We start from the raw sequence: 26,216 nt of genomic DNA on the forward strand, positions 1-26,216 counted from the left end.
CAAATCGGCTGTCACAAATTCAAAAATCGAAGATTTACTTCAAAAGCAGCACTGTACCCTGGATTTCCTGCGCGGTTGTCTCAATCACGTAGGGGTAGCTGCCGGGTGGGACAGGGGTATTTTTATAGGTTCCATCCCACGGCTTTTCGTAACCTTTGGAATAATAGATGAGCTCGCCCCACCGGTTATAGATCCGCATTTGTACAATTTGGTCGTTGACGTTAAAAATTTCAAACGTATCATTAAGACCGTCACTATTCGGCGTGAAGGACGAGGGAACATACATACGCTTTATCATATACACCAGTACGCTGTCTTCCGCCACACACCCATTCTCCGACGTCACACGCAGGCGATACAACTGCTCGGCCTGAACGGGTGAAATGGTGGCCACGCTTTCGTCGGGAGCGGAAAGCAAACCTTCGGGCGGCGACCAGGCGTAAGTGTATGACGCAACATCCGGCGATAGGTGCGGGGTAACCGAGTCGCTGCTGCCTTCCGGAATTCCTTTCCTTTCAGGCAATGTCACCGAGAACTGATCAACGCCAATTTCAATGGTGTCCTTCCCGGCACATCCCGGCGTTGCATCATCGATTTCGAGGACATACGTCCCCGGCTCTTTTATAGTAAGATCCGGGCTTTTCGCTTCCAACAAAATGCCGCCGTGTCGCCACGTTAATTTTTGCTCCGCCGCAACTACGCCACCATTGGCAAGCAAGACAACCGAATCGGCCGGGCATAGCATCCGCTTGTCTGCCGTGATCTCCGCCGGAACAGGATCGGCAAAAGCTACCTTTACAATGGCCGAAGTCGTATCGCGAGAGCATTTTTTAGTATAACTCTTGATCACCGAGTAGTTTCCTGAATCCTTTACCGTGATGCTCGCTCCCGTAGCGCCCGGAATGTTCAGACCATTCAGTTGCCATTGATACGACCAGTCCGCAGCACTTTCGGTAGACAACTCGACTGGCGACTCGGGGCAGAAACTGACTTCCGAAACGACCTGACCGTTCTGTTTGATAACGGGCGGCTCCGGCTGGTCGTCATTGCAGTCGATCACCAGTAACTGAAAATCCCGGCGTACCATTCCAATGCGCTTTCCGTTTCTGAACTCCTCGCATTGAACCGTAAAAACATACAAACCCAATGCATTGGCGGTTACCGTGAGCTTCCCCGAGGCGTCGACACGCAATGGACTGCTCCCGGGAATCACATTGGAGAGGTTTACGCCTTTCGACCACGTTACCAGTGGATAGGAGCTTTTGGAAGTACCGTCGCCAGTGGACTGCGTAGGGCTCGTGTTACCGCGCATAGGCGTAACGAGCGAATAACGGAGCTCATCACCATCGGCATCGCTGGCACTCATGTTCATGGAAAATGGACGGTTACTGCAAATGTACTGCCCGTTGGGCGCAACGAATTCGGGGGAGGAGTTGGGAAGGGAAAGGGGAGGGAATTCCAGGTAAAATACCATTCCGTTATCACCGGGTTCCTCTATATTATTGATGTCGTCGTTGCGGCAACAGCGCTCCCAGACCATGAAATACCCGTCCGGATCATTGTATTTGGCCGGATCGAGATAGATGGTTCCCTTGTAATAACCAATGGATGTGTTAAGTGACCGGCTGCTGGCACATGCCCTGTTTTGATAGGTGATCTGCTCCGTCCTGAGGTAATCTACCTCGACCTGCGCTTTATAGCTCCTGTTGCTTTTCTGATAAATGTACAAAGTGGCGCTCAGGTCGCGATTGCCGGGAACATTGGGTTTGGGGATAACAAGATTGTTTTGATCCCAGAACTGGATCAGTGTGATCTCGAACTGCCCGGTCAAGCCGGTCGGCTTCATCTGTAACTCACCGCCCACTATGTGATTGGCATAAGCTAACGGCGTAAGCCAGCTTAACAGCAGGAAAACAAATAATCGGAACCGTATATCTTTCAACATCGTGAGTGATTTGGTTAACGCCGACGCTCTAAAATAGTCAATTAACAGTATATCATCCGATTAACAGGAGATTAATTTTTTGACCGGGAAGCGGCCACTGCGCCAATTGTGTCCTGCCTACAATTTTTCGGTATTACCGGACAGCACAGGATAGTAGGGAATGCAAATACAGATACATTGTGAGAAATAATACAATTCGAATCATTAATTGTATATATCGAACATTGTTGACGATATATACTTCACCGCCACCATGTTGTCTTCCGGCAGTATGTTTGAATTTATTATTTCCTTTCGGGCCGCTCCGGCCGCTATGTTCCACCTAAAACGATACCCGATGAAGAAAACCAAAGCATGACACTCATTTTACAGATCAAACATTAACTATTCCAATCCTAAACGTATGAATCAACCTCGACAATTAAAATTCGACACTGGCCTGCGTTCGCTTAGCAAACTAATACTTGGCCAGATGTTACTGGGAGTGGTGCTCACGGGTTTCCATGAAGCCGGTGCGGCCGTCGCCCCGCTGAAAGACCCGGTCACTGTGACTGCCGACCGCACGCTCGGCGGAAAAGTAACTGACGAAAATGGCGCCGGTCTCCCCGGCGTAAGCGTAATCGTGAAAGGTTCCAGCACCGGTACTGTCAGCGATGCAGAAGGCCACTACTCGATCAATGTGCCTGAAACGGGTAACCCGATTTTAGTTTTCTCGTTCGTCGGGTACGTACCAAAAGAGATAACAGTGGGAAATCAGACGTCCCTGGACGTTCAGTTAGCCGTGGATAACAAAGCATTGGAAGAAGTAGTCGTGGTGGGCTATGGTACCCAACGCAAGCGTGACATTACATCTGCTGTTTCCAATATCAATATGGAGGATATCGGCGAAGTGCCCAAGTCTAACGTCACCCGGATGATCCAAGGCCAGGCGCCGGGTGTGATCATCAAACAAAAAAGCGGTACCCCCGGCCAACAATTCGAAGTAAAAGTGCGGGGCATCAGCTCGCTCGGGGCTGGCAGCGACCCATTGTATGTAATCGACGGATTCCCGGTCGGTATTTCGGTCGGACAAAACCTGAACCCGAACGATATCGAGACCATCACGGTACTGAAAGACGCCGCCTCGACGGCTATTTACGGTGCCCGGGGTTCCAATGGTGTGGTTTTGATCACCACAAAGTCCGCAAAGGAGGGCAAGACAAGCCTCAACGTTTCGGTCGACTACGGTATCCAGAACGTACCGGATAGTAGAAAAACCAAGGTGTTGAACGGTCAGGACTTCGCCCAGTTCAAGAAAGAGGTTTTCATCGGGCGCTTCGTGCTGGCCAACAAGCGGCAACCTACTAACGAGGAAATCCCCATTGACTTCCGCAACCCCGAAAACACGAAGTATTCTACCAACTGGTTTGACCTCATTCTGAATAACAATGCGCCGTACACCGACGTGAACGTTTCATTGTCATCCGGCAAAGGCCCCATCAAATCAATGGTTTCCATCGGCTATTACAAAGAAGAAGGCGCATTGAAATACACCGATTACGACCGCGCCTCCGTACGCACGAACCTTGCCGGCGATATCAATAAGTTCATTTCGATGGGTGTGAATATCGCGGGAAGCTACTCGCGTTCGAGCCTTGCCGCTACGGACGGTCGGAGTGCGCTTGTCGGACTTTCGCTGATCAGCGACCCGCGTTACCCGGCCTATGATGAAAAGGGCGAGTTGATCCCGTATTATAATGGTGTCGGCGATATCTTCGGTTTTCCAAATCCGCTGTATCTGCTGAAAGCCATCGATCGCAACCGGAACATTGCCGACGTGCTTGCCAATGGTTATATCGATTTCAATATCGCCAAAGGTCTGAAATTCAGAACGTCGGTCAATGCGAAGATCAATTACAACAAATACAAGGAATATGTTCCTTCTACGATTGGCCTGGCTATCGCAACCGGCACGAACGGCGCGCCTCCGCGCATTGCGACCGAGCGAGACGATATGGAAGAATTACGCAATTATACGGCCGACCAGTTACTGACCTACAATGTGAATTTTGGCGAAAACCATCATTTGGACGCAATGCTGGGTTATACCGCGCAGCAGGAGATTGTAAGGGGCCTGTACGGCTCGGGTAACACTTTTCCCGACGACCTTGCGCCGTTTCTGGGGAATGCGACTATCCGTTCGTCGAACTCCATGGAGCGTAAATGGACGATGCTTGCTTACCTGGCCCGTTTGAATTACTCATTCAAAGACCGTTACCTGTTTTCGGCGTCTTTCCGCCGCGAGGGCAGCTCCCGTTTCAGCGAAGGGCACCAGTTCGGCAACTTTCCCGCCGTATCGGTGGGATGGAGACTTTCGGAAGAACCCTTTATCCCGAAAGCGGCATGGCTTACGGACCTTAAACTGCGCGGCAGCTGGGGTATGACCGGTAATAACACTTACCAGGTAAGCGCCAACAACAACTTCGGTACCGGGCAAAACGCAGGCGACGACGGCAACTATGCCAGTCTGGCGTTCCTCGGGCTCAACAACTATGTTTTCAACAACACTTTGGCTTCCGGCAAGACGGTAACCCGTTTTGCAAACTCCGAGCTTACCTGGGAAAAATCCAACCAGCTGAACATCGGTCTCGACCTTGCCACATTCAACAACCGTCTTGTATTCACGGTCGAATATTACAAGAAGATCACCGACGACATGTTGCTCGGGTACAATATCCCCGCTGTATCCGGTTTTACATCAACCCTGAAAAATCTGGGGAAAGTCCAGAACCAGGGCGTAGAAATTGCGGGTAGCTACCGTATGAAGATCGGTCAGGTGAATTTCCGGACCAATGCGAACATTACTTTTAACCGGAACAAGATCCTCGCGATCCGCGGGCAGAACGATTTCATTTTACAGGGAAGCCAGTATGGCGGGTATAATATCCAGCAAGTGGGCCGGCCGATCGGTATGATATTCGGTTATAAAAAACTGGGTATCTTCAATACGCAGGCTGAAATCGATGCTTCTCCTGTGCAGGAAGGCGCCGTGCCGGGAGCGATGAAATTTGCCGATTTACATGGCGCACCTGACGGTGGTCCAGACGGCATCGTTTCTTATGATACCAAAGACATGACCGAAATCGGCAACCCGAACCCGAAATTCAACTGGGGGTGGACCATCGGTGCGGATTACAAACGCTTCGATGTGAGTGTTTTGCTCATGGGTGCACACAAGTTCGACATTTACCGGAATATCGAGGCTTCCACTATGAATATGGACGGTGTTTTCAATGTGCTCGAAAAAGCAAAAGACCGCTGGCGCTCACCTGAAAACCCTGGTCCCAACCCGAACGACAAGCACTCGCAAGGTGGAACGGACTATTTCAAATGGTCACGCGAGAGCAGCGAACGGTACGTTTACGACGGAAGCCATACGTGGATCAAAAACGTGACGATCGGTTATACGCTTCCGAAAGTGGATGGCATCCTGTCCGATGCGCGCATCTTCGTCAATGCGGCCAACTTGCTGCTGATCACCAAATATCCGGGCAACAACCCCGATGCGGGCGTGCGCGGCGGAACCGAACTGAATAACGACGATGAGTCTTATCCGGTCCCAAGAACATTCTCCGCAGGTATTAAAGTTAACTTCTAACAATGACGAAGATGAAAAAAGTAACGATACTCGGAATCGCTCTGGCACTTTGTCTGTCGTCATGCAGCGAGGATTTCCTGAATCAGACCGATCCGACCAAGGTAGGGGTGGATGTGTTTTATAAAAATGAAGAGCAGGTAAAACAGGCCCTGAGCGGCGTTTACAGCCAAATACAGGGTTTAACCAACACAGCCTACCTGTTTGGTGAGTTTCAGACCGACAACACGACCATTGACCTGAACCCGTCGGACCGTGGCGGTGCCGGGGGCTGGGAAGCATTTGAATTTGGCACGGTAAACTCCGGCAACAACGAAATCGCCAACCTATGGAACGGCTACTATGCAGCTTTGTACAATTGCAACCTGACACTGGAAAAAATGGTGGATGCCACCATGAGCGAAACGGGCAGAAAGGAAGTGGAAGGTCAGCTCAAATTCCTGCGGGCTTATATGTATTTCAATCTGGTACAGTATTTCGGGGATGTAGTCATCGTGACTTCCACGCTCGCCACGCCCGACCCCGCATTCGACCTCGTGCGTTCGCCGCAGGCAGATGTGTGGGCGCAGATCGAGAAAGACCTGAAAGAAGCCGCAGCCGCATTACCGGCCCAGTATGCGAATGCCGCGGACAAAGGCCGTGCAACCAAAGGCGCGGCGCTGAGTTTGCTGGGCAAAGCGTACCTGACCCAGAAGAAGTATGGCGATGCCGTCACAACGCTGAAAGAGGTAACCACGCTCGGTTATACATTGAATGCGAACTACGCCGACAACTTCGACCCGGCCCCGGCCAAGAAAAACGGCCCTGAATCCATTTTCGAGATCCAGTACCAGGGCGACAACGACCTCGGCGAGTGGAGCAACTTCGAATATGTATTTGCTCCACGGGTTTCGAAAGGCGCGGTGACGGGCTACGCCGCAGGTTCAAATGGCGGCCGGAACGTCCCTACCAACGACATTATGGCGACCTACGAAAAAGGCGACCTGCGGAAAGACATTTCCCTGAAGCCCAACTTCACGCTGGACGGTAAGGTATATCCCGTGCCTTACGTATCGAAATACAACTATCCGCATACGATTGTGAACCGGACGAATACCAACTGGCCGGTACTGCGTTATGCCGACGTGCTGCTGATGCTCGCCGAAGCGATCAACGAACAATCCGGCCCAACGGCCGAAGCGCTCGGGTATCTCAACCAGGTACGCAAACGCGCCGGCCTCGCCGACCTCGCCATTTCCGATAAAGTTGCGTTCCGAACGGCTGTTCTGAAAGAAAGAAGACTGGAACTGGCGTTCGAAAATCACCGTTGGTTTGACCTCAAACGCACCAAAACGCCGGCGGAATGGGCCGCATTCATGAACGCGCACGGTGCACAGGAGCGCGCCAAGCCGACCGTCGACCGCGGTAATGTGCCCTTCAACTCGACGGACTACGTTTATACCGAGAATGAATACTATCTGCCATTGCCGGCACCGCAGATCCTGATCAATCCGAAATTGACACAAAATCCGGGATATTGACGTACGGCGCATTTGCCAGATTTCAGGAGAGGCGTTACAATATGCCTCTCCTGATAAAATTTATAACTAATCCATGACAAAAATCGTTATTACCTTAATAAGCAAGCCGGTAGGCAAGCAGAAGTTTATATAAACGTTTTTAGAAAATCATGCATATTTATTATTTATAACAAGACAGAACAGGATACTATTAACCTGGACCCATTGTACTATTGTATGATATTGCGGAATGTCGCAGCCGATATTCCCTGAACCACTAACCCCTTGAACTTGTGTTACTCCAAGCAACCGAAACTTTTTGGCTTTGGCAATTCTTAGGACGATTGCACCCTTTAATGGTCCATTTTCCCATTGGACTACTCTGCGTTGCATTGCTTTTCGAGCTCATCGACTGGAAGCGTAAATCTACCGTTTTACACGACGGTACCCGCATTATCACCTGGATAAGCGCCGGCAGCGCTGTAATTGCCGTGATATTCGGCTTGCTGCTCGCCAGCGACGAAGGTTCCAGCGGCACCAACCTCGAAATCCACCGCTGGTCGGGAATCGCCACGATGGTGCTGTCGCTGGTTACCGCATTGGTATTGCGCTCAGGTAACCGGAGCCTTTTCCGCGGATTGCTGCTCACCACGGTGTTCGGTGTTTCTTTTGCCGGGCATTACGGTGCAATGCTCACACATGGCGAAGACTATCTGTCGAGCGTGCTGCCGGGAAACAAAACGGCTGAACCGGAAGGTGGTGAAACCGAAGCTAACTTTGTACTGGCCAGTAATGGGACACTAACCGCCGAGCAAATTCAAAATCTGAATGTAGAAGTCAGGACCATCCTGGCGCACAGTTGTTACAGCTGCCACAGCGAAACCAAAATGAAAGGTGAATTGCGGCTCGACAGCAAGGAAGCGATCATGAAAGGGGGCGAGCACGGTGTGGTGGTCGTTCCGAACAACCCCGATAAAAGCGAACTCATCCGACGGATTACGTTACCCAATGGCCACAAGGAGGCCATGCCGACAAAGGGCAAGCGCCTCACCGAGAAAGAGGTTAAAATCCTGCGCTTCTGGATCGAAAAAGGTGCTCCGTGGCCGTCCGGTAAGGAAAAGAGCATTTACCGTGTAGCGGAACTGGCTCCGCGCACACCGCAGGTGCCGGCCGCAACCGCCGGGCTCGACAAGCCTGTCGACCTGTTCGTAAATGCTTATTTCCAAAAGAACAAAATCAGCTGGAAACCTGTGGTAGACGACCGGACTTACATTCGGCGCGTTTACCTGGACATCATCGGGCTCCTTCCTCCGCCGGAACGGGTCGATGCGTTCATCGCCGATACCCGCCCCGACAAGCGAGAGTTACTAGCCAGGGAGCTACTGGCCCAAAACGACGCTTACGCGCAACATTGGATGACCTTCTGGAACGATGCGCTCCGAAACGACTACGACGGAACGGGTTATATCACCGGCGGCCGGTTTGGTATTTCCAAATGGCTGTACGCGAGTTTGGAAAGCAACAAGCCTTACAACTGGTTTGTGAAGGAGCTGATCAGCCCGAACAAGGAATCGGAAGGTTTTATCAAAGGTATTAAGTGGCGCGGAACGATCAATTCCAGCCAGCGAACCGAAATGCAGGCGGCGCAGAACGTAGCCCAGGTATTTCTGGGGCTGAATCTGAAATGCGCTTCCTGCCACGACAGTTTTATCAGCGACTGGAAACTGGCCGATGCCTACGCATTTGCCAACATTTTTGCCGATACATTGCTGGAAATCAACCGCTGCGACAAACCAACGGGAAAAATCGCCGGTACGCGGATACTCTATCCGGAGCTGGGCGAAATCGAAGTCAACGCCAGCACGGAAAAACGTCTCCGCCAGCTCGCCGATTTCCTCGTGCAGCCCAAAGACGGCCGGCTGTACCGTACCCTTGTGAACCGCGTTTGGGCCCAGTTGATGGGACGGGGTATCGTGGAGCCGGTAGACGCCATGGACAATGCGCCGTGGAGCCAGGACCTGCTCGACTGGCTGGCTTCCGACTTCGTTGCGAATGGCTATGATATCAAAAAGCTCATCTACACGATCGTCACTTCGAAGACCTACCAGTTGCCGTCGTCGTCGGTGAAAGAAGCGGACGACATCATGGCGAACGATTTCAAATTTACCGGAATGGTCCGCCGGCGGCTCAGCGCCGAGCAGTTCGCGGATGCGATCAGCACCACATTTACGCCGATGTATGCGGACACTTCCCTTGCATTGAAGAAGCTCCCGGAAGACATCAAGACCCGCTTGCCATTCCCGCGTGCGGCGTTTGTAAAAAATGATCCGTTCCTGACTGCGCTCGGACGCCCGAACCGGGAAACGGTCAGCACGAGCCGTTCCTCTCAGGCCAATCTTCTGCAGGCTCTCGAACTGACGAACGGTTCGAAATTTACGGAAACACTTAAGGCGGGGTCAAAAGTATGGAAGTCGCAGTACCCGACATCCGACTCGCTCGTGACGGCGCTTTACCGCAAGGCACTGGGCCGGGCGCCTGTGCCGAAAGAACTGGCGGCTGCAAAAAAATCCTCGGACCGACACCAAGCGAAGAGGGCATTCAGGACCTCGTTTGGGCTATCGCGCTGGTCCCGGAGTTTCAGCTGATATATTAAATGTATAAGCCATATTAACCATACAGAACATTCAATACAATCGAATATTTTACAACATATAATTAGATTAATAAGCTTTTATACTATTAATAAATACTAAAAGTATTAAAAGCTATAAAAGCAAATTAGTTAAAGTACTGACATACAATCATTTAAACATATTTCAAAATGAAAATCCAATGGAATAGGAGGGAGTTCCTGCAACGTGCAAGCGCAGCTACGATGGCTGCCCTGGCCGCCGGAGCGCCCATATCAAACCTCCTCAGCTCTTGCCGGGGCAAGGCGGGGGCCAATTCTACGGCGGATACAGTGATACTTTTATGGATGGCGGGCGGGATGGCCCATACTGAAACTTTCGACCCGAAAGCTTATACGCCCTTCGAAAAGGATATGGAAGGTAACCGCGTTCTGAGCACTTTCAAATCGCTGCCCACCAAGCTCGACGGCATCCACTTTTCGGAAGGCTTGCAGTCGATCGGGCAGGTAATGGATAAGGGAACGCTGATCCGCTCGTACGTCGCGGCCGATATGGGGCACATCCTGCATTCGCGGCATCAGTACCATTGGCACACCTGCTACGAACCACCGCAAACGGTGGCCGCGCCACACATCGGCGCCTGGATCGCCAAGGAGCTCGGCCCCAAGAATCCCGTGATCCCCGCATTCATCGATATCGGCCAGCGGTTCACGGTGGGGGAGGCCGAAGAACTGAAAGCATTTCATACCGCCGGCTTCCTCGGCAACGAGTTCGGTCCGTTCTTCATCCCCGACCCAAGCCAGGGCCTCGACAGCGTGCGCCCGCCCGTGGGCATGGATGCGAAGCGCTTCGAACGCCGGAACCAGTTATACAATGAGCTGATTAACAACAGTCCGATCGGCGAATTTGGCAGCGACTACCAGCGCGAATCGCTGAAACGGTCGATGGAGCAGGCCTACGCATTGCTCAATTCACCGGAATCGAGGGCGTTCGACCTGAGTACCGAGCCAAAGAAAAGTTACGATATTTACAATACCGGTCGTTTCGGGCTGGGGTGCCTGCTTGCCCGCCGGCTCACCGAGCAAGGTGCGCGATTCATCAGCGTGACGACGGAATACGAGCCGTTCAAAGGTTGGGACACGCACGAAAACGGCCATACCCGCTTGCAGGATATGAAAAAGCAAATCGACGGCCCGGTTGCACAGCTGATCAAAGACCTCGACGAGAAGGGTTTGCTGGACCGTACGATGGTGGTCCTCGCCAGCGAATTCAGCCGCGATATGATGGTGGAAGGCCGGCCCGACGCCAAAGTGAAAGAGCAGGTCGCGCAGCCGGATATCCTCTCGGATCTCAAATTCTACGGCATGCACCGCCATTTCACCGACGGCTGTTCGATGCTAATGTTCGGCGGCGGTATCAAAAAGGGTTTCGTTTATGGTAAAACAGCCGACGAACGTCCTTGCAAGACCATCGAAAACCCCGTCAAGATCGAAGGCATCCACCAGACGATTTACCACGCGTTGGGCATTCCACCGGACACCCAGTACGAAATCGAGAAGCGGCCATTCTACACCACTCCGGACGGCAAGGGATTGGCCGTCAAGGAATTGCTTGTATAAGTATAGCCAGGCAGGTCTTGCGGCCTGCCTGGTTTTGAATTACAACCACCCGTCGAAATCCACCTTCTTCAAATCGCTCCCATTCCCGGATTTCGACTGACTACTTCTTATCCCGATTGCGTCAAAAAGCTCCCGGACGGACTGTAAAAACACGCGGCCATGCCTCTTTGTAACCCGTTTGGTATAAGATATGTCCAAAAAACTCATGTTAATGAAATATTAATCAAAACCAGACAGAGCAGGACAGTCTGTTGTTCCAATCCTTCTACTATTGCATAAATGTTACTTTAAGGATGAATAATTGTCTTTTATGCGTCAGTTGGACATTTATTTCTTAAAGTATTCCAAATCTTCATCAGCATTAAATCTATCGTTTTTCGGGGCACTTTCGCGCCGGAAGGCCGACTGCTTCGTACCGAACGACGGCGATGTTTTCAAAAATTGTATCAATCAAACTGCTGTTTCCCGATCCCGACAATTTGTTCACTTAAACCGAATGCTATGAGAATAGAAAGCTTAACCGATTAACCCAACTATCCCGAGCGTCGCAGTCCGACGACCGGGGCCTCTGCTAATTACTAAATCTAAAAATGAAACTTATGAATCAATTTCGACAATCTGCTTATCGTGCACGATTGAACTCGATCCTGAGACTTTCAGTGGGCCAGGCGCTCATCGGGGTTGCCTGCGGATTCAATGCGATGGCCGATAATAATTTCAATCCTAATCCGCTGGCAATAGGCAATCATGTCACTGCCGACCGGACCATCAAGGGTAAAGTGGTTGACGACACCGGCGAAAAACTGCCGGGTGTGAGCGTAGTGCTCAAAGGCACGACGGTGGGTACCGTTTCGGATGCGGATGGTGTTTACACCATCAACGTCCCCGACAACGGAGCCGTGCTGATCTTCTCGTCCGTGGGTTTCCTGACGCAGGAAGTTCCGGTTGGGGCGAGTTCGACAATCGATATCAAACTCGCGACGGACGCCAAAGCGTTAACGGAAGTGGTGGTCGTGGGTTATGGCAGCCAGCTGAAAAAGGAAATTACCGGAGCGGTTCAAACAGTTAAAAGTGAGGAGCTGAAAGACATTCCGGTTTCGCAGGTAACGCAAAAATTGCAGGGACGCCTAGCCGGTGTACAGATCAACCAGACGACCGGTAAACCGGGGCAGGGGATGTCCGTCCGGATCCGGGGCCAGGTCTCTGTTACGGCCGGCAGCGATCCGCTTTACGTAATCGATGGTTTCCCCATCACAGGTACCATCGGGCAGATGAACCCGGATGAAATTGAGGATATCACCATTCTGAAAGATGCCGCTTCTACGTCGTTATACGGTTCACGGGCGGCCAACGGCGTTGTGCTCATCACGACCAAACGCGGTACGGCAGGGAAAACAAGCGTGAGTTTCAACGCATTCGCGGGTATTCAGAAAGTCCCAATGAGAGGTCGCATCAAGATGTTGAATGCCGAAGAATTCGCACAGTTCAAAAAGGAAATGTTCGAAGACGAAAACAAACCGGTGCCTGAAGAATTCCAGGATCCTTCGAAATATCGGGGCAAAAACAACGACTGGTACGACGCATTGCTACGGACTGCGCCCATCCAGAGCTATAACCTCAGCATTAGTTCCAACAAGGAAAATATGCGCACATCGCTTGTTGCGGGGGTGTTTAATCAAAAGGGCGTAGTGCTTAACAACAACTACAAGCGCTATTCACTACGCATGAATACCGAATATGATATATCGACCAAGGTAAAAATCGGTTTCAACGTGGCACCGCAATTCGTTTACGACAATACGCCCAGAACCGACGGAGACCGCGGTACGGGTGTGCTTTTCAATGCATTGCACACGTGGCCGGTGATGCCCATCCGCGACGCCAACGGCGAGCTTACCAAATTCAATACATTCCCGAACAGCACCGGTAACATCTTTAACTATCCGAACTGGGTACGGGCTGCCAAGGAGCTGACAAACGAGACGAAGATCAACAAGTTGCTGGGTAATGCTTATATCCAGTACAATCCGATCAACGGCCTTACCTTGAAATCAACTTTGAATATTGAGATGGAGAGCAACAAGTTCTTCTTCTTCAACCCGTCGACCGCCACGAGCGCAATCAACGTACCGATCCCGACAACCGCGGTTTCGATCCGCCAGAACTATCAGAACTTCTCATGGCTTAACGAAAACCTTGCAACTTATAGCCGTAGCTTTAATGAGAAACACAATTTCGAACTATTGGCTGGTTTTACACAACAACGCTTCCGCCAGGAGTTTGACCGTATCACGGCCAACACCTACACCGACGACCGCCTTCCAACAATCCAGGGTGCGATCAACATCGACCGCGGTGGTTCATTCAACGTAAACGGTATTTCCGGATCAAACACCTTCAACGGCTCTAACGAATGGGCCTTGATGTCGTACATATCACGTCTGACCTATAACTACAAGGGTAAATACCTCTTTACGGCTGCCGTACGCGCAGATGGTTCGTCCCGTTTCGGTTCCGACAACCGCTGGGGTACTTTTCCTTCTGCATCCGTGGGCTGGGTAATTTCGGATGAGAACTTCATGCAGTCCATACCAAAAGTTTCGTTCGCAAAAGCCCGCGCGAGCTACGGGGTAATCGGTAACAACAACATCGGTAACTATACTCAATACGCGTTGGTTAACAATACAACGAATGCTGTTTTCGGAAGCACGGTCGCAACGGGTGCACAGGTGACGTCGCTATCGAACAGTAACCTTGGCTGGGAAACTACCAAGCAGTTCGATGCAGGTCTGGACCTCGGCCTATTCAATGACCGCGTCCAGCTCGTCTACGATTTTTATACCAAGCGGACGACAAACCTCCTGTATGCGGTTCAGGTTCCACAGGAATCCGGTTTCTCCAACTACAATGACAATATCGGCGAGATTAAGTTCTGGGGGCATGAAGTATCGCTAACGACCCGCAACCTGGTAGGTAAACTGAAATGGACCACCAACGCAAACATTTCCATCAACCGTAACAAGGTAATGGAACTGGCACCAGGCATTGACCGCGTGTATGGCACTTTCCACATAACTCAGGTAGGCAAACCTTTTGGCCAGTTCTATGGATTGGTAAAAGAAGGCTTCTACATGAGCAAGGAAGAGTTGGCCAGTAGCCCGGTTATCCCTGGCCGCTCGGCGATCGGAACGATCAAGTTCAAGGACGTGAACGGCGACGGCGTAATCACGAATGGCGGCGATGCCGACGACCGCGCGATCATCGGGAACCCGTTCCCGAAATTCACTTACGGTATCACCAATACCCTGAGCTATGGTCCGTGGGATCTTTCTATCGTCGGTTCCGGCTCGCAGGGTAATGAGCTATGGGTGCGCCACTTGTATAGCACCGCTAATCTGGACGGTGTGTTCAATATGGTAGCAGGTGCGAAAGACCGTTTCCGTGTGAAAAACGGGCCTAATCCGGTAACCGGAGCACAGGAAGCCCAAACCGTGATCACCCCCGGCAAAGGTATGTATGGCGCTACCAACAACGGTGGTAACTTCACCGGTATCGAACGTGACTGGGCCAGCTCGCACTTTGTAGCTAACGCCTCTTATTTCACGATCAAGAACATTACGCTGGGATTCAATTTGGGTGGTATCAACAAGTTTTTCAAGTCGGCCCGCATTTATGGAAGCGTACAGCAGGTTTATGTTTTCACCAAATACTGGGGTGGGCCTAACCCTGAAACCAGCGCACAAGGCGATGGACAAGGTGATGGTGGTAATCTGAGCCAGGGTATCGATCTCTCGAACTATCCTGTACCCCGTACTTGGACGCTCGGTGTGAACCTGAACTTCTAAGCCTGACTTGTAAAACATCTCATTTTAATTCGGATAGAAATGAAAACTAGATATATAGCAGCGTGGTTTCTGGCAGCCGGAATGATGACCAGTTGCGGGGATAAGTTCCTCACTGTAAACCCCGAAACTGCATTGAGCTCCAATAACTTTTTTTACGTCTGAAAACGATTTCAAGCAAGCGGTAAATGCGGCTTACGAACCGTTCCGTCAGATGTACAACGAACGTGCCTGGGTTTTGGAAGAAATGCATTCTGACAACACCTATTACGCCCGGAATATCCTGTATGGAGCGGTGGACCCTACCGAAAACGTAGCCGACTTTGCCGTTCCGACCTCTAACGGGATCACTGCCAATGACAATGTGCTGGTGCAATACCGTTTGAACTACCGGATCATCGCCCGTGCGAACCAGATCATTGCGCTAATCGACGGGGTGGATTTTGATGCCGCATCGAAAGGCAACCTCAAGGGACAAGCATTGTTTCTTCGTGCGTTTGCCTATTTCGACCTCGTGCGCCTGTTCGGAAAAGTACCTCTTCACCTTGTACCGGCCACCGGCCGCGAAGATGCACCGCAACCTCTGGCGACCACCGAAGATATTTATGCACAGATCGAGAAAGATTGCCAGGAAGCTATTACCGGGCTTCTCGATAAAAACAAGCAGGAACCGGGTCGTGTTACCTCCGGAACCGCTAAAACTTTGCTTGCGAATCTCTACATCACCCAGAAGAAATGGGCACAAGCTGAAACGCTGTTGAAAGAAATCGTCGCGAGCGGCCAATATGCGCTCATGCCGGATTACAACGATGCTTTTTCTACTACAAGCGGCAACAAAAACAACAAGGAATCGATTTTTGAGATCCAGTACATGGAAGGCTCCTCGGGATATAACGGCAACCAGATCTATCGGTTTATTCCGTCACCGATTACCGCCGCCGAAATCGCGCCGATCACCGGGACTTCTAACCCGCAGCCGACTTCACAGGAAAGTAACAACATTCCGACACCTGACCTGATCGCCGCTTACGAAGTTGGAGACAAAAGAAAGGACATCTCGATCGGAATGGTCACATTAAGTGGCTCGTTGGCCGAAAATAAAGTGTACCCTTATATTAAAAAGTACGCCCGGCCGCACTCGCTGCATAACAACACCGGTCAGAACTGGCCAGTGTACCGTTATGCGGAAGTACTGCTTTTCCTGGCCGAAGCGTTGAACGAGCAAGGAAAAACTGCCGACGCTGCCCCTTATCTGAATCAAGTACGCGCACGCGCGGGGCTCGCTGCGACAAAAGCGACTTCCCAGGCGGATATGCGGGAAGCTATCTTCAAAGAGAGAAGGGTAGAGCTTGCATTTGAGAACAAGCGCTGGTTTGACCTCACACGTACGGGGCGTGTGAAAGAAATCATTGGAGCATATGGTGCGAAAGTAAAAGCAAATCCGGCAGCATATTATTTCCCGAAAGGAGCGGTACCTCCGCCAAATGCATTCACAGTTCTCGACGACTACTACGGCCTGCCTGCTGTGGAAGCCGCGTTGACACCACATTTCTGATGGGTGGTTGAAAAACAAAAAGTGCAGCAGGAGTAACCTGGCTGCACTTTTTTCATTATAACCCGAGTTATCCGCCCGATACCCCACAGAACAGGATAGTCGCATGGATGTTTCAGTCTAATATTGTATTTATCAGATTATTTGAAGTTTTAGTTTGCTTTATTTAAGAAGAAACAATAGCCGTTAAGCGGCCCCTTCGAGCTTCATCCTTTTTTATCAATCATATTTACTTAAACTCTGAGCTGTAAAATGTACACAAAAAAACAATGGTTAAAACTTCCGATGACGCTCGCGGTGCTGCTCGCCGTAGGGGTCTTCTGCGGAGTGATGCTAAGTAACCGAACCGCCAAGCACCGCCCTCCCGGCTCGAAGGTCGATAAGCTCAAACTGCCCGAAGGCTTTAAAGCCGAACATTTATACAGCCCATCGGAAGAAAAAAACGGCTCCTGGGTATCGATGACATTCGATAACAAAGGCCGGATGATCACTTCCGATCAATACGGCAGCCTGTTCCGCCTCGAACTGCCGCCAATCGGCTCTACCGATAAACCCAAAGTAGAACAACTTAAAATCGAGGGAGATACGGCAAAAGTCGCCATGGGTTATGCCCACGGACTGCTGTATGCGTTCAATAGCCTTTATGTGATGATCAACAACCGGTCGAATGCGCGTTTCCCGAAAGGGAGCGGGCTGTACCGTTTGCAGGATACCGATAATAACGACCAATATGATAAGATCACGCTGATCAAGCCTTTGAAAGGAGAGGGCGAACACGGTCCGCACAGTATCGTAATGGCGCCCGACCAGAAGTCGCTCTTCGTGGTGGCCGGTAACTTCACCGACCTGCCTCAGATGGATATTTACCGTTTGATGCCAAACTGGAAGAACGACAATCTCTTCCCGTTCATCAAAGACCCGCGCGGCCATGCTACCGATCGCAATGCACCCGGAGGCTGGATTGCCCATACCGATCCGGAAGGAAAAAAATGGGAGCTTTACACAGCAGGATTCCGTAACCCGTACGACATCGCATTCAACGAGGCGGGCGACCTTTTCGCCTACGATTCGGATATGGAATGGGATTTCGGAACACCCTGGTACCGCCCGACACGCGTTTGCCATGCGGTGAGCGGCGGTGAATTCGGATGGAGGACCGGGTCTGCCAACACTTCCCCGGCATTTGCGGATTTCCTTTCACCGGTGATGAACATTGGTCAGGGGTCGCCTACCAACCTCATTTATCTGAAAGATGCCCGCTTCCCTGCGAAGTACAAAAACACATTGCTCGCATTCGACTGGAGCTTTGGTATCGTTCATGGTTTACACCTGAAACCCAGCGGTTCTACTTACACCGCGGATCATGAAGAATTTCTTTCGGGCGCGCCGCTTCCATTGACAGACGGCGCAATCGGTCCGGACGGCGCATTGTATTTCCTCACGGGGGGGGCGCCGTCTCGAATCCGATCTGTACCGTGTGTATTATGGTGATTATAAGAACATTGCGCCAGGCTCCAACGCAGCTACGCCGGTGATCACGAATGAGCACAAGCAGCGCACGGCAATTGAGGAATACCATGTAAAGAAAGATCCCAAGGCGATCGACGAAGCGTGGCCTTTGCTGAAAAGTAACGACCGCTTCCTGCGCTACGCCGCCCGCCTGGCCATTGAGCACCAGCCGGTTAGCCAGTGGGAGAGCAGAGTTTATGCGGAAAAGGATCCTCAGACGATCATTTATGCTGCCATCGCATTGGGCCGTCAGGGCGATTCGACGAAAGTAGGAGGGCCACTGCTTAAAAAACTGACCTCCATCGATTATGCCAAACTCGACGACCTGAACAAACAGGCGCTTCTGCGTGCCATCGAGGTGATCCTTTATCGTACGGGCCAGCCCGACGCAGCTACCAAATCGGCGCTTATTGCTTATTTGAACCCCAAATATCCATCACCCAATGCATTGCAAAACAGGTTTTTAAGCAAAATTCTCGTAACAATCGAAGCACCTAAGGTGGTTGAAAAAACACTGGCGCTGATTGCGAAAAACGAGAAGTTCGACGACAAGGACAACGAAATGGTAACAGCTTCTGCGGACCTGATCCTGCGTAACCCGCAATACGGCCTCGACCTCGCGGGCTTGCTGGAAAAGATGCCTCCACAGCAGCAGACTTTCTACGCGATCATGCTGAGCAGTGCGAAAACCGGCTGGACACCGGCGACCCGCGAAGAATATTTCAAATGGTTCCACAAGGCATTCAGCTACCAGGGTGGCCGCAGCTACATCGGTTTCATCGATAAGGCCCGCCAGCTTGCGTTGAAAAACGTACCTTCCGACAAAGTAGCCTATTATAACAAACTGTCCGGCGCAGACCTGCTTACAGGAACGGGGAATGACCTCGCAAAACTGTATACACCCAAAGGGCCGGGCCGTGCCTGGAAGGTAGACCAGGCAGTGGAACTTGTAAAAGACAGTCTGACCAACCGCGACTTCGAACGTGGCAAGCAGATTTTCTCTGCAGTACTTTGCAGCCGTTGCCATACGATCCAGGGCGAGGGTGCAGACGTTGGCCCGGACCTGACACAGCTTGGAACACGCTTCTCGGTAAAAGACATGCTCGAAGCGATCATCGAACCGGACAAGGCTGTTTCCGACCAATATGCGTCGATTTCATTCCAGATGAAGGATGGACAATCGATTGTTGGCCGTGAGATAAATCAGGATGCCAACTTCTACTACGTATCCCAGAATCCTTTCGATCCGAAAACGATCCGGAAAGTTGCGAAAAAGGACGTGGTATCAAGCAAAATTTCTCCGGTGTCGATTATGCTTCCAGGCCTGATCAACGGATTGAACCCGAACGAATTGAGAGATTTGGTTGCATACCTGATGGCCGGCGGCAACAAAAACAACCCGATTTACACCGAAGCGGGCGCTCCCAAGAACGGAAAATAGATACAACGATTTTTTGAGTAGATTATAATTTATTAGGCTTAAGATAGTGGTGCTGCGTGTCGACCCCTTCGTCCTGAGGACGATTCGGTCCGGCGGCATCACTACTTTTTTACAGGCTACCATCTGTCGTATATAGTAACCCGGTTTAGCCCTTTTAGTAACATTATTTATCTTCATAATACAGCTAGTTCGTAATAAATGACTCAGATTTCATCCCGCCGGAAGGCCTTGAAGAACATTGCTGCCACCGCAGGAATATCCGCATTTTCGTCATCGCTGGCCAGCGCGTTCGCGGCTTCCGAAAAAGCATTGGGGCCGCAGTTGAATGGCAAAATCAACCACTCGGTGTGCAAATGGTGTTATAGCAAAATCCCGCTCGATACATTTGCGCAGGAATGCAAAAAAATCGGTCTTACATCCATTGAACTGCTGGGCCCGGAAGAATGGCCGGTTATTAAGAAATATGGGCTTACCTGCGCATTGCCCTGGGGCGAAGGCTTGACCCGCAGCATCGATAAGGGTTTTAACGACCCGAAAAACCACGAAGAACTCATCAAGGGTTTCGAAGACGTAATCCCGAAAGTCCGGGCTGCCGGCTACGACAAAATCATCTGCTTCTCGGGCAATCGCCGGGGAATGTCGGATTACGACGGAATACGCAATTGTGCCGAAGGCATCCGCAAGCTGATCCCGACCGCTGAAAAGCACAATGTTACGCTCGTTATGGAGCTGCTGAACAGCAAGGTCAACCACAAGGACTATATGTGCGATCGGACAGAGTGGGGGGGCTGCCCTTTGCGAAGCGGTCGGCTCCGAGAAGTTTAAGTTGCTTTATGATATTTACCATATGCAAATTCAGGAAGGTGATGTGATCGCCACCATTAAAAAATATCATAAATACATTGCCCACTATCACACGGGCGGCGTACCAGGGCGTCACGAGATCGATGAAACCCAGGAGCTCTACTATCCCGCGATTATGAAGGCCATTGTAGAAACCGGTTACAAAGGATTCGTAGGGCAGGAGTTCGTCCCGAGCCGTGGCGACGATCTTGCTTCCCTGAAACAAGGTGTTACCATTTGCGACGTAGCCTAGACATTGACATTCAATTACTTATATTATGCCAACGAGAAGAAGCGCATTAAAAAATATAGCAGCCGGAACAGCAGGAGTGCTTTCTATTTCCGAAGTTTTTGCCAAAAACGAAGCAGTTTTAGGGACTAAACTGAATGGTAAAATCAACCATTCGGTATGCAAATGGTGCTACGGTAAAATTCCGCTCGACACCTTTGCGCAGGAATGCAAAAAGATCGGTATTACATCCATTGAATTGCTCGGGCCGGAGGACTGGCCCACTTTAAAAAAGTACGGTCTAACCTGCGCTTTGCCCAACGGCGCAGGGATGGGAATCGAGAAAGGATTCAACGACCCGGCGCTACACGACGAGCTTGTCAAAAGCTACGAGGACATTTTTCCGAAATTGAAAGAAGCCGGTTATAAAACGATTATCTGTTTTTCCGGTAACCGCCGCGGAATGTCGGACTATGATGGAATGCGAAACTGCGCCATCGGTTTGCGCCGGCTGATGCCTTCCGCCGAAAAGTACGGTATTACCATGATCATGGAATTGCTCAATAGCAAAGTGAACCACCGCGATTACATGTGCGACCACACGGCTTGGGGCGCGGGCCTTTGCGAGATGGTCGGTTCGGAAAACTTCAAGTTGCTGTACGACATTTATCACATGTCGATCATGGAAGGCGACGTCATCGCGACCATCAGGCAGTACCACAAATACATCGGCCATTACCATACCGGCGGCGTACCGGGCCGGGCGGAAATCGACGAAACCCAGGAACTATATTATCCGGCGATCATGAAGGCGATTGTCGAAACCGGGTACCAGGGATTTGTCGCACAAGAGTTCATTCCCAAGCGCGAACCGCTGGTTTCTCTGGCTGAATGCGTGAAGATTTGTGACATAGCTTGACAGCCTTTTGAAATTTTTACACAAGAACGGCTCGATTTGATCAAATCGAGCCGTTCTTGTGTAAAAATGAATTTTCCTATACCAATCACAGATCTTGCAATACCGCCATACATGTGCTGTCTATCAAAACTATACGCGCAAAATTCAGCAAAACCATAGCTCTGACATTTAAACAAAACCTACCAACCCGGAGTCGGGGTTAGTGTACTTGATTCTAAGGCCGATCCTCGCAATTAGCAATTTTGCTATATGACCTCTCGGAAATACTACGTGTTGTATAATTTATATTATGTTAAATAGACTTTTCAATATAGAAGAGCCCGGGAACGGCTCTCCCCGGGCTCTTCTATATTGAGGATCTATGTTATTCTACACAAGCGATCCCCTTGCCTTCGAACTGTTGAAGAACATTGTTCAAAGTTTCAAGCGTCTCTTTCGCTTCCGCGGCATCCTTTGCCTGAACGGCTCTTTCGAAATAAGGCTTGGCTTTTTTGAATTTTCCGCAAACACGGCCTTCAACTTCCTTGCCTTTTTGCTGATACTCAGTCATGTTCATTCTATCCACTTCGCCTTTCAAAACAACCGCTTCGTTGAAGTAAAGAGCTCCCAGGCTGTACAATGCATCGTAATTGGTTGCATCAACTTCGAGAGCCGCACGGTAATTCTTTTCGGCAAGTTCGAGATTCTTTTTCTGGTCAGCTTTCAGAGTAGCCAGTTCTTTTTCAGCGCTAGCCGCATTTCCGCTATTCTGCTTGGCCGCTTCCTGGGCCGTGGCCAGTTCTTTCTCAAGATTTGCGACAGCCGTTGCAGATTCTTTCTTTTTGTTGTTGACATCGGCCAGTTGTCTTTTCAGGTCAGCATTCTTAGGTTGCTTCTTGATCAACGCGGTGATTCTCTTGATCTCGCCATCGAAAACCTCGTTCTTCGATTTCTCGTCGGCGATAGATTTCGTAAGCGTAGCTACCTTATCCTCACCGCCGCCTGCCTGTGCCTGCAATTCCTTGATCCGGCCTCCTTGCTTGGTTGCCATGTTATCGTAAAGCAATGCGAGGTTAACCAGGTTCTGAACATTTTTGGGATCGTTTTGAATCAGTGCTTCAAGTTCCTTGATAGCCTGATCTTCCTTACCCGAGGCCAACAGAATGTTAACGACCTCGGCTTTCAGATCTTTGTTTCCGGGCGACTGCGCCAAACCCTTGTTCAAAGTTTCGATTGCCTTGTCGAAGTTGTTTTCCGAACGGTACAATTGAGCCAATCCGTAATATACGCTGGGATCTTTACCTCCATTGGTTACATAGTTTTCGAAAGATGCTTTCGCAACATCCTTTTTATCAAGTTGTTGCGCCGCGATACCTCCATAAAGAGCTGCCAACGTGTCTTTCTTGTTGATTCCCTGCGCCGCCTCGAACATTTCAAGTGCACCGTTCAGGTTCTTAGCCTGGTACTTTTCGGCACCTTGCTTCACAAACGCGTTGAAAAGCTGCGTCCCTTCGCCGCCGTTCAGGATATTGGTAGCTTCTTTTGAAGACTTTCCTGGCTCACCTTTTTTTGTTAACATCCAGTTCAACCACCTTTTTGTAGGCTTCCATGGCGGTTTTAGCGGCACTGGAGTCTACTTCGGAACCTTGCAGGGCTATGTTTTCATAAAGTTTTGCACGTTCCATCCAGAAAGAAGCCTTGGCACTTGCTTTTGGGTCGGCTGCATCTTTATCGCTTTTCTCTTTGTCTTTACGAAATCCATCTACCATAGCCTTGTTCACAGCGTCCTGCGCCATCGCAGCACAGCCGAACAGGCTAAGTGCAGAAACTAAAAACAGTTTTTTCATAAATATTAACTTTGGTTGTGATTGATTGTTCGAGTCCTAAATATAAATCAATTAATATAATTTTTACAAAAATCATGCCTCTGCGTCGTCGGAAGGCTCTTCATCCTCTTCCTCGTCGTCAGCTGCGACATCTTCGTCCTCGTCCAACTCATCATCAGATACAATTACATCGTCCTCCGAAGCGCCTTCTACCTGCGCTACCGGTTTGGCTACTACGTTACCTTCCTCATCCAGTTCCTCGGCTTTTTCGTCCGGGTCCTTCTGAATGCGGGTCACCGAAGTGATCTCGTCCGAATTGTTCAAACGGATCAGCTTCACGCCCTGCGTGTTACGTCCAGCCTGACGAATCTCTTCGACGCTCATTCGGATAGCGATACCGTTACGGGTAATGATCATCAGGTCATCCTGCTCGGTTACCTCGCGGATCGCCACCAGTTTGCCTACCTTGTCGGTCGCATTCATGGTCGACACTCCTTTTCCGCCACGGTTCGTAACCCGATAACTATCTATCGCCGAGCGCTTTCCGTAACCATTTTCGGATACCACCAGCAGTTGCGCGTCTTCGCGGCTGATACAAACCATACCGATCACCTTGTTCTCAGGATCGCCCAGGTTGATACCCCGTACGCCGGCAGCGGTACGGCCCATCGGCCGAACGCCTTTTTCGTTAAACCGGACGGCACGACCGGCGGCGGATGCGATTACGATGTCGTTGTCACCGTTGGTCAGCGCTACGTCCAGCAGCCTGTCGCCTTCGTTGATGGAAATCGCGATAATACCGTTCGTGCGCGGACGCGAGTACGCTTCGAGCAATGTCTTTTTAATAGTGCCCTGCTCGGTACACATAATGAGGTAATTATTGTTGATATAATCCTCATCCGACAAAGTTTTTACATTAATTACCGAACGGATCGAGTCGCCGCTTTCGAGGCTGATCAAATTCTGGATCGGGCGGCCTTTGGATGTTTTGCTTCCTTCGGGCACTTCGTAAACCTTCATCCAGAACAACTTGCCGTACTCGGTGAAAATCAGCAGGTAGTTGAGCATCGTCGCGGAGAACAGGTGCTCGGTAAAATCGGTGTCTTTTGTTTTCACACCGCGCGAACCTACCCCTCCCCTCGTTTGCGTCCGGTACTCCGACAACGGCGTACGTTTAATATAGCCTTCATTGGAAATGGTAATCAGCATTTCCTCGTCGGCGATCATATCCTCGTCGCTGAATTCCTCTGCGGAGAACTCGATGGTCGTCCTGCGTGCATCGCCGTAACGTTCCTTAATATCGGTCAGCTCGGTTTTGATGATCTCGTACTTGCGGTATTCGTTGGCAAGAATGTCTTTCAAATCGGCGATCAGGATCATGATATCTTCATATTCCTTCACGATCTTCTCTCTTTCCAGGCCTGTCAACCGTTGCAAACGCATGTCGAGGATCGCGCGTGCCTGGATTTCGGAGAGGTTGAATTGCTCCATCAAGCCGTTCTTCGCGGTCTCGGGGTCGCGCGCGGCACGGATCAACGCGATCACGGCGTCGAGATTATCGAGCGCGATCAGCAAACCTTCGAGGATGTGCGCCCGCTTTTCAGCTTCGCGTAGCTCATACTCGGTCCGGCGGGTAATCACCACGATCCGGTGGTCCACATAATGCCTGATCAGGTCTTTGAGGTTCAGCAGAACCGGACGGCCTTTTACAAGCGCCACGTTGTTAACCCCGAAAGAAGTTTGTAACGGGGTGTATTTGAACAAATGGTTCAATACGATATTCGGTATCGCGTCTTTCTTCAAATCGAAAACAATGCGCATACCGTCGCGGTCCGACTCGTCGCGGATGTCGGAAATACCGTCGAGTTTCTTTTCATTGATCAGCGCCGCGATCCGTTCGATCATCGCCGCTTTGTTGATCATATACGGGATTTCCGTAACGATAATCTGTTCGCGGCCGGTTTTCGACACTTCGAATTGCGCCTTCGAACGCATGATAATACTGCCACGACCGGTTTCGTACGCAGCCCGCACGCCATTATAGCCGTAAATAATCCCTCCTGTCGGGAAGTCGGGAGCTTTTACATGCTCCATCAGTTCCGGGATCGTAATGTCGTTGTTGTCGATGTAAGCGAGCACGCCGTCCACAACCTCGTTCAGGTTATGCGGTGCCATATTGGTAGCCATACCTACCGCAATACCCGAAGAGCCGTTTACGAGCAGGTTCGGGAATTTGGCCGGAAGCACCGAGGGTTCATTAAGCGAGTCGTCGAAATTCGGCTGGAAGTCGACAGTGTCCTTGTTCAGGTCCGCGAGCAGCTCGTCGGCGATTCTTTTCAGCCTCGCCTCCGTGTAACGCATTGCCGCCGGGTTGTCGCCATCGATCGACCCGAAGTTACCCTGGCCATCGACCAGCGGATATCGCAACGACCATGGCTGGGCCATCCTGACCATCGTGTTATAAACAGACGAGTCGCCGTGCGGGTGGTATTTACCCAGAACTTCCCCTACGATACGGGCTGATTTCTTATGGGCTCGGTTGTAATTAACGCCCAGATCGTCCATTCCGTAAAGGACCCGCCGGTGAACGGGTTTCAGACCATCGCGAACGTCGGGCAAAGCGCGGGAGATGATAACGGACATCGAATAATCGATGTAGGCCCCACGCATTTCATCCTCAATATTAATGGGGATGATGTTTTCACCAGGAGATTCTGCCATAAAGAGTTAGAAAAGAACCAAAATTTTA

Annotated in this window: 9 protein-coding genes and 4 pseudogenes; 9 read left to right on the top strand and 4 right to left on the bottom strand. The window is 50.7% G+C overall.

Features of this window, described 5'->3' with window-relative positions:
* Window positions 1-34: 34 nt before the first annotated feature.
* Window positions 35-1,945 (bottom strand): gliding motility-associated C-terminal domain-containing protein, encoded by a 1,911-nt coding sequence (locus tag ABV298_RS29540; protein WP_353719716.1) that lies wholly within the window; start codon window positions 1,943-1,945, stop codon window positions 35-37.
* 403 nt (window positions 1,946-2,348) lie between these two features.
* Here ABV298_RS29540 and ABV298_RS29545 point away from each other — a divergent pair, with 403 nt between their 5' ends.
* The 9 genes and pseudogenes from ABV298_RS29545 to ABV298_RS29585 all read left to right on the top strand — a co-directional run bounded on the left by ABV298_RS29545 (window position 2,349) and on the right by ABV298_RS29585 (window position 21,662).
* Complete coding sequence (locus ABV298_RS29545) at window positions 2,349-5,582, top strand: TonB-dependent receptor (protein ID WP_353719717.1); 3,234 nt, start codon at window positions 2,349-2,351, stop codon at window positions 5,580-5,582.
* Window positions 5,583-5,593: 11 nt separating this feature from the next.
* Window positions 5,594-7,099 carry a RagB/SusD family nutrient uptake outer membrane protein gene (locus tag ABV298_RS29550; RefSeq protein ID WP_353719718.1) on the top strand — a complete coding sequence of 502 codons (1,506 nt, stop codon included), beginning with the start codon at window positions 5,594-5,596 and terminating at the stop codon, window positions 7,097-7,099.
* A 323-nt stretch (window positions 7,100-7,422) separates the two neighbouring features.
* Window positions 7,423-9,731, top strand: a pseudogene (locus ABV298_RS29555) (DUF1549 domain-containing protein).
* Window positions 9,732-9,899: 168 nt separating this feature from the next.
* Complete coding sequence (locus ABV298_RS29560) at window positions 9,900-11,327, top strand: DUF1501 domain-containing protein (RefSeq protein ID WP_353719719.1); 1,428 nt, start codon at window positions 9,900-9,902, stop codon at window positions 11,325-11,327.
* A gap of 599 nt (window positions 11,328-11,926) precedes the next feature.
* The gene (locus ABV298_RS29565; RefSeq protein ID WP_353719720.1) at window positions 11,927-15,172 is read left to right on the top strand and encodes a TonB-dependent receptor; all 3,246 of its coding nucleotides are present in this window, start codon (window positions 11,927-11,929) and stop codon (window positions 15,170-15,172) included.
* Between the two features lie 39 nt (window positions 15,173-15,211).
* Window positions 15,212-16,724 (top strand): annotated as a pseudogene (locus ABV298_RS29570) (RagB/SusD family nutrient uptake outer membrane protein).
* A 249-nt stretch (window positions 16,725-16,973) separates the two neighbouring features.
* Window positions 16,974-19,671: pseudogene (locus ABV298_RS29575) on the top strand (c-type cytochrome).
* A 198-nt stretch (window positions 19,672-19,869) separates the two neighbouring features.
* Window positions 19,870-20,767 (top strand): annotated as a pseudogene (locus ABV298_RS29580) (TIM barrel protein).
* Window positions 20,768-20,792: 25 nt separating this feature from the next.
* Window positions 20,793-21,662 (top strand): TIM barrel protein, encoded by an 870-nt coding sequence (locus ABV298_RS29585; RefSeq protein ID WP_353719721.1) that lies wholly within the window; start codon window positions 20,793-20,795, stop codon window positions 21,660-21,662.
* Window positions 21,663-22,026: 364 nt separating this feature from the next.
* On the opposite strand, the gene ABV298_RS29590 is transcribed toward ABV298_RS29585, so the two are convergent.
* From ABV298_RS29590 to gyrA, 3 genes are all read right to left on the bottom strand, one after another.
* Window positions 22,027-23,220, bottom strand: coding sequence for a tetratricopeptide repeat protein (locus ABV298_RS29590; protein WP_353719722.1), 1,194 nt, complete (start codon window positions 23,218-23,220; stop codon window positions 22,027-22,029).
* Window positions 23,201-23,488 carry a hypothetical protein gene (locus ABV298_RS29595; RefSeq protein WP_353719723.1) on the bottom strand — a complete coding sequence of 96 codons (288 nt, stop codon included), beginning with the start codon at window positions 23,486-23,488 and terminating at the stop codon, window positions 23,201-23,203. Before ABV298_RS29595 ends, ABV298_RS29590 begins: the two co-directional genes overlap by 20 nt.
* 72 nt (window positions 23,489-23,560) lie before the next feature.
* Window positions 23,561-26,188: a DNA gyrase subunit A gene (gene gyrA, locus ABV298_RS29600; protein ID WP_353719724.1), complete on the bottom strand. Its 2,628-nt coding sequence runs from the start codon at window positions 26,186-26,188 to the stop codon at window positions 23,561-23,563.
* Window positions 26,189-26,216 lie beyond the last annotated feature (28 nt).

This window comes from Dyadobacter sp. 676 (assembly GCF_040448675.1).
In the GTDB taxonomy this organism is placed as follows: domain Bacteria; phylum Bacteroidota; class Bacteroidia; order Cytophagales; family Spirosomataceae; genus Dyadobacter.

What these genes read in the sequence shown, in the direction of transcription:
- ABV298_RS29540 (WP_353719716.1), bottom strand. Translation starts at nt 1,945, where the DNA reads ATGTTGAAAGATATACGGTTCCGATTATTTGTTTTCCTGCTGTTAAGC.
- ABV298_RS29545 (WP_353719717.1), top strand. Translation starts at nt 2,349, where the DNA reads ATGAATCAACCTCGACAATTAAAATTCGACACTGGCCTGCGTTCGCTT.
- ABV298_RS29550 (WP_353719718.1), top strand. Translation starts at nt 5,594, where the DNA reads ATGAAAAAAGTAACGATACTCGGAATCGCTCTGGCACTTTGTCTGTCG.
- ABV298_RS29560 (WP_353719719.1), top strand. Translation starts at nt 9,900, where the DNA reads ATGAAAATCCAATGGAATAGGAGGGAGTTCCTGCAACGTGCAAGCGCA.
- ABV298_RS29565 (WP_353719720.1), top strand. Translation starts at nt 11,927, where the DNA reads ATGAATCAATTTCGACAATCTGCTTATCGTGCACGATTGAACTCGATC.
- ABV298_RS29585 (WP_353719721.1), top strand. Translation starts at nt 20,793, where the DNA reads ATGCCAACGAGAAGAAGCGCATTAAAAAATATAGCAGCCGGAACAGCA.
- ABV298_RS29590 (WP_353719722.1), bottom strand. Translation starts at nt 23,220, where the DNA reads ATGTTAACAAAAAAAGGTGAGCCAGGAAAGTCTTCAAAAGAAGCTACC.
- ABV298_RS29595 (WP_353719723.1), bottom strand. Translation starts at nt 23,488, where the DNA reads ATGAAAAAACTGTTTTTAGTTTCTGCACTTAGCCTGTTCGGCTGTGCT.
- gyrA (WP_353719724.1), bottom strand. Translation starts at nt 26,188, where the DNA reads ATGGCAGAATCTCCTGGTGAAAACATCATCCCCATTAATATTGAGGAT.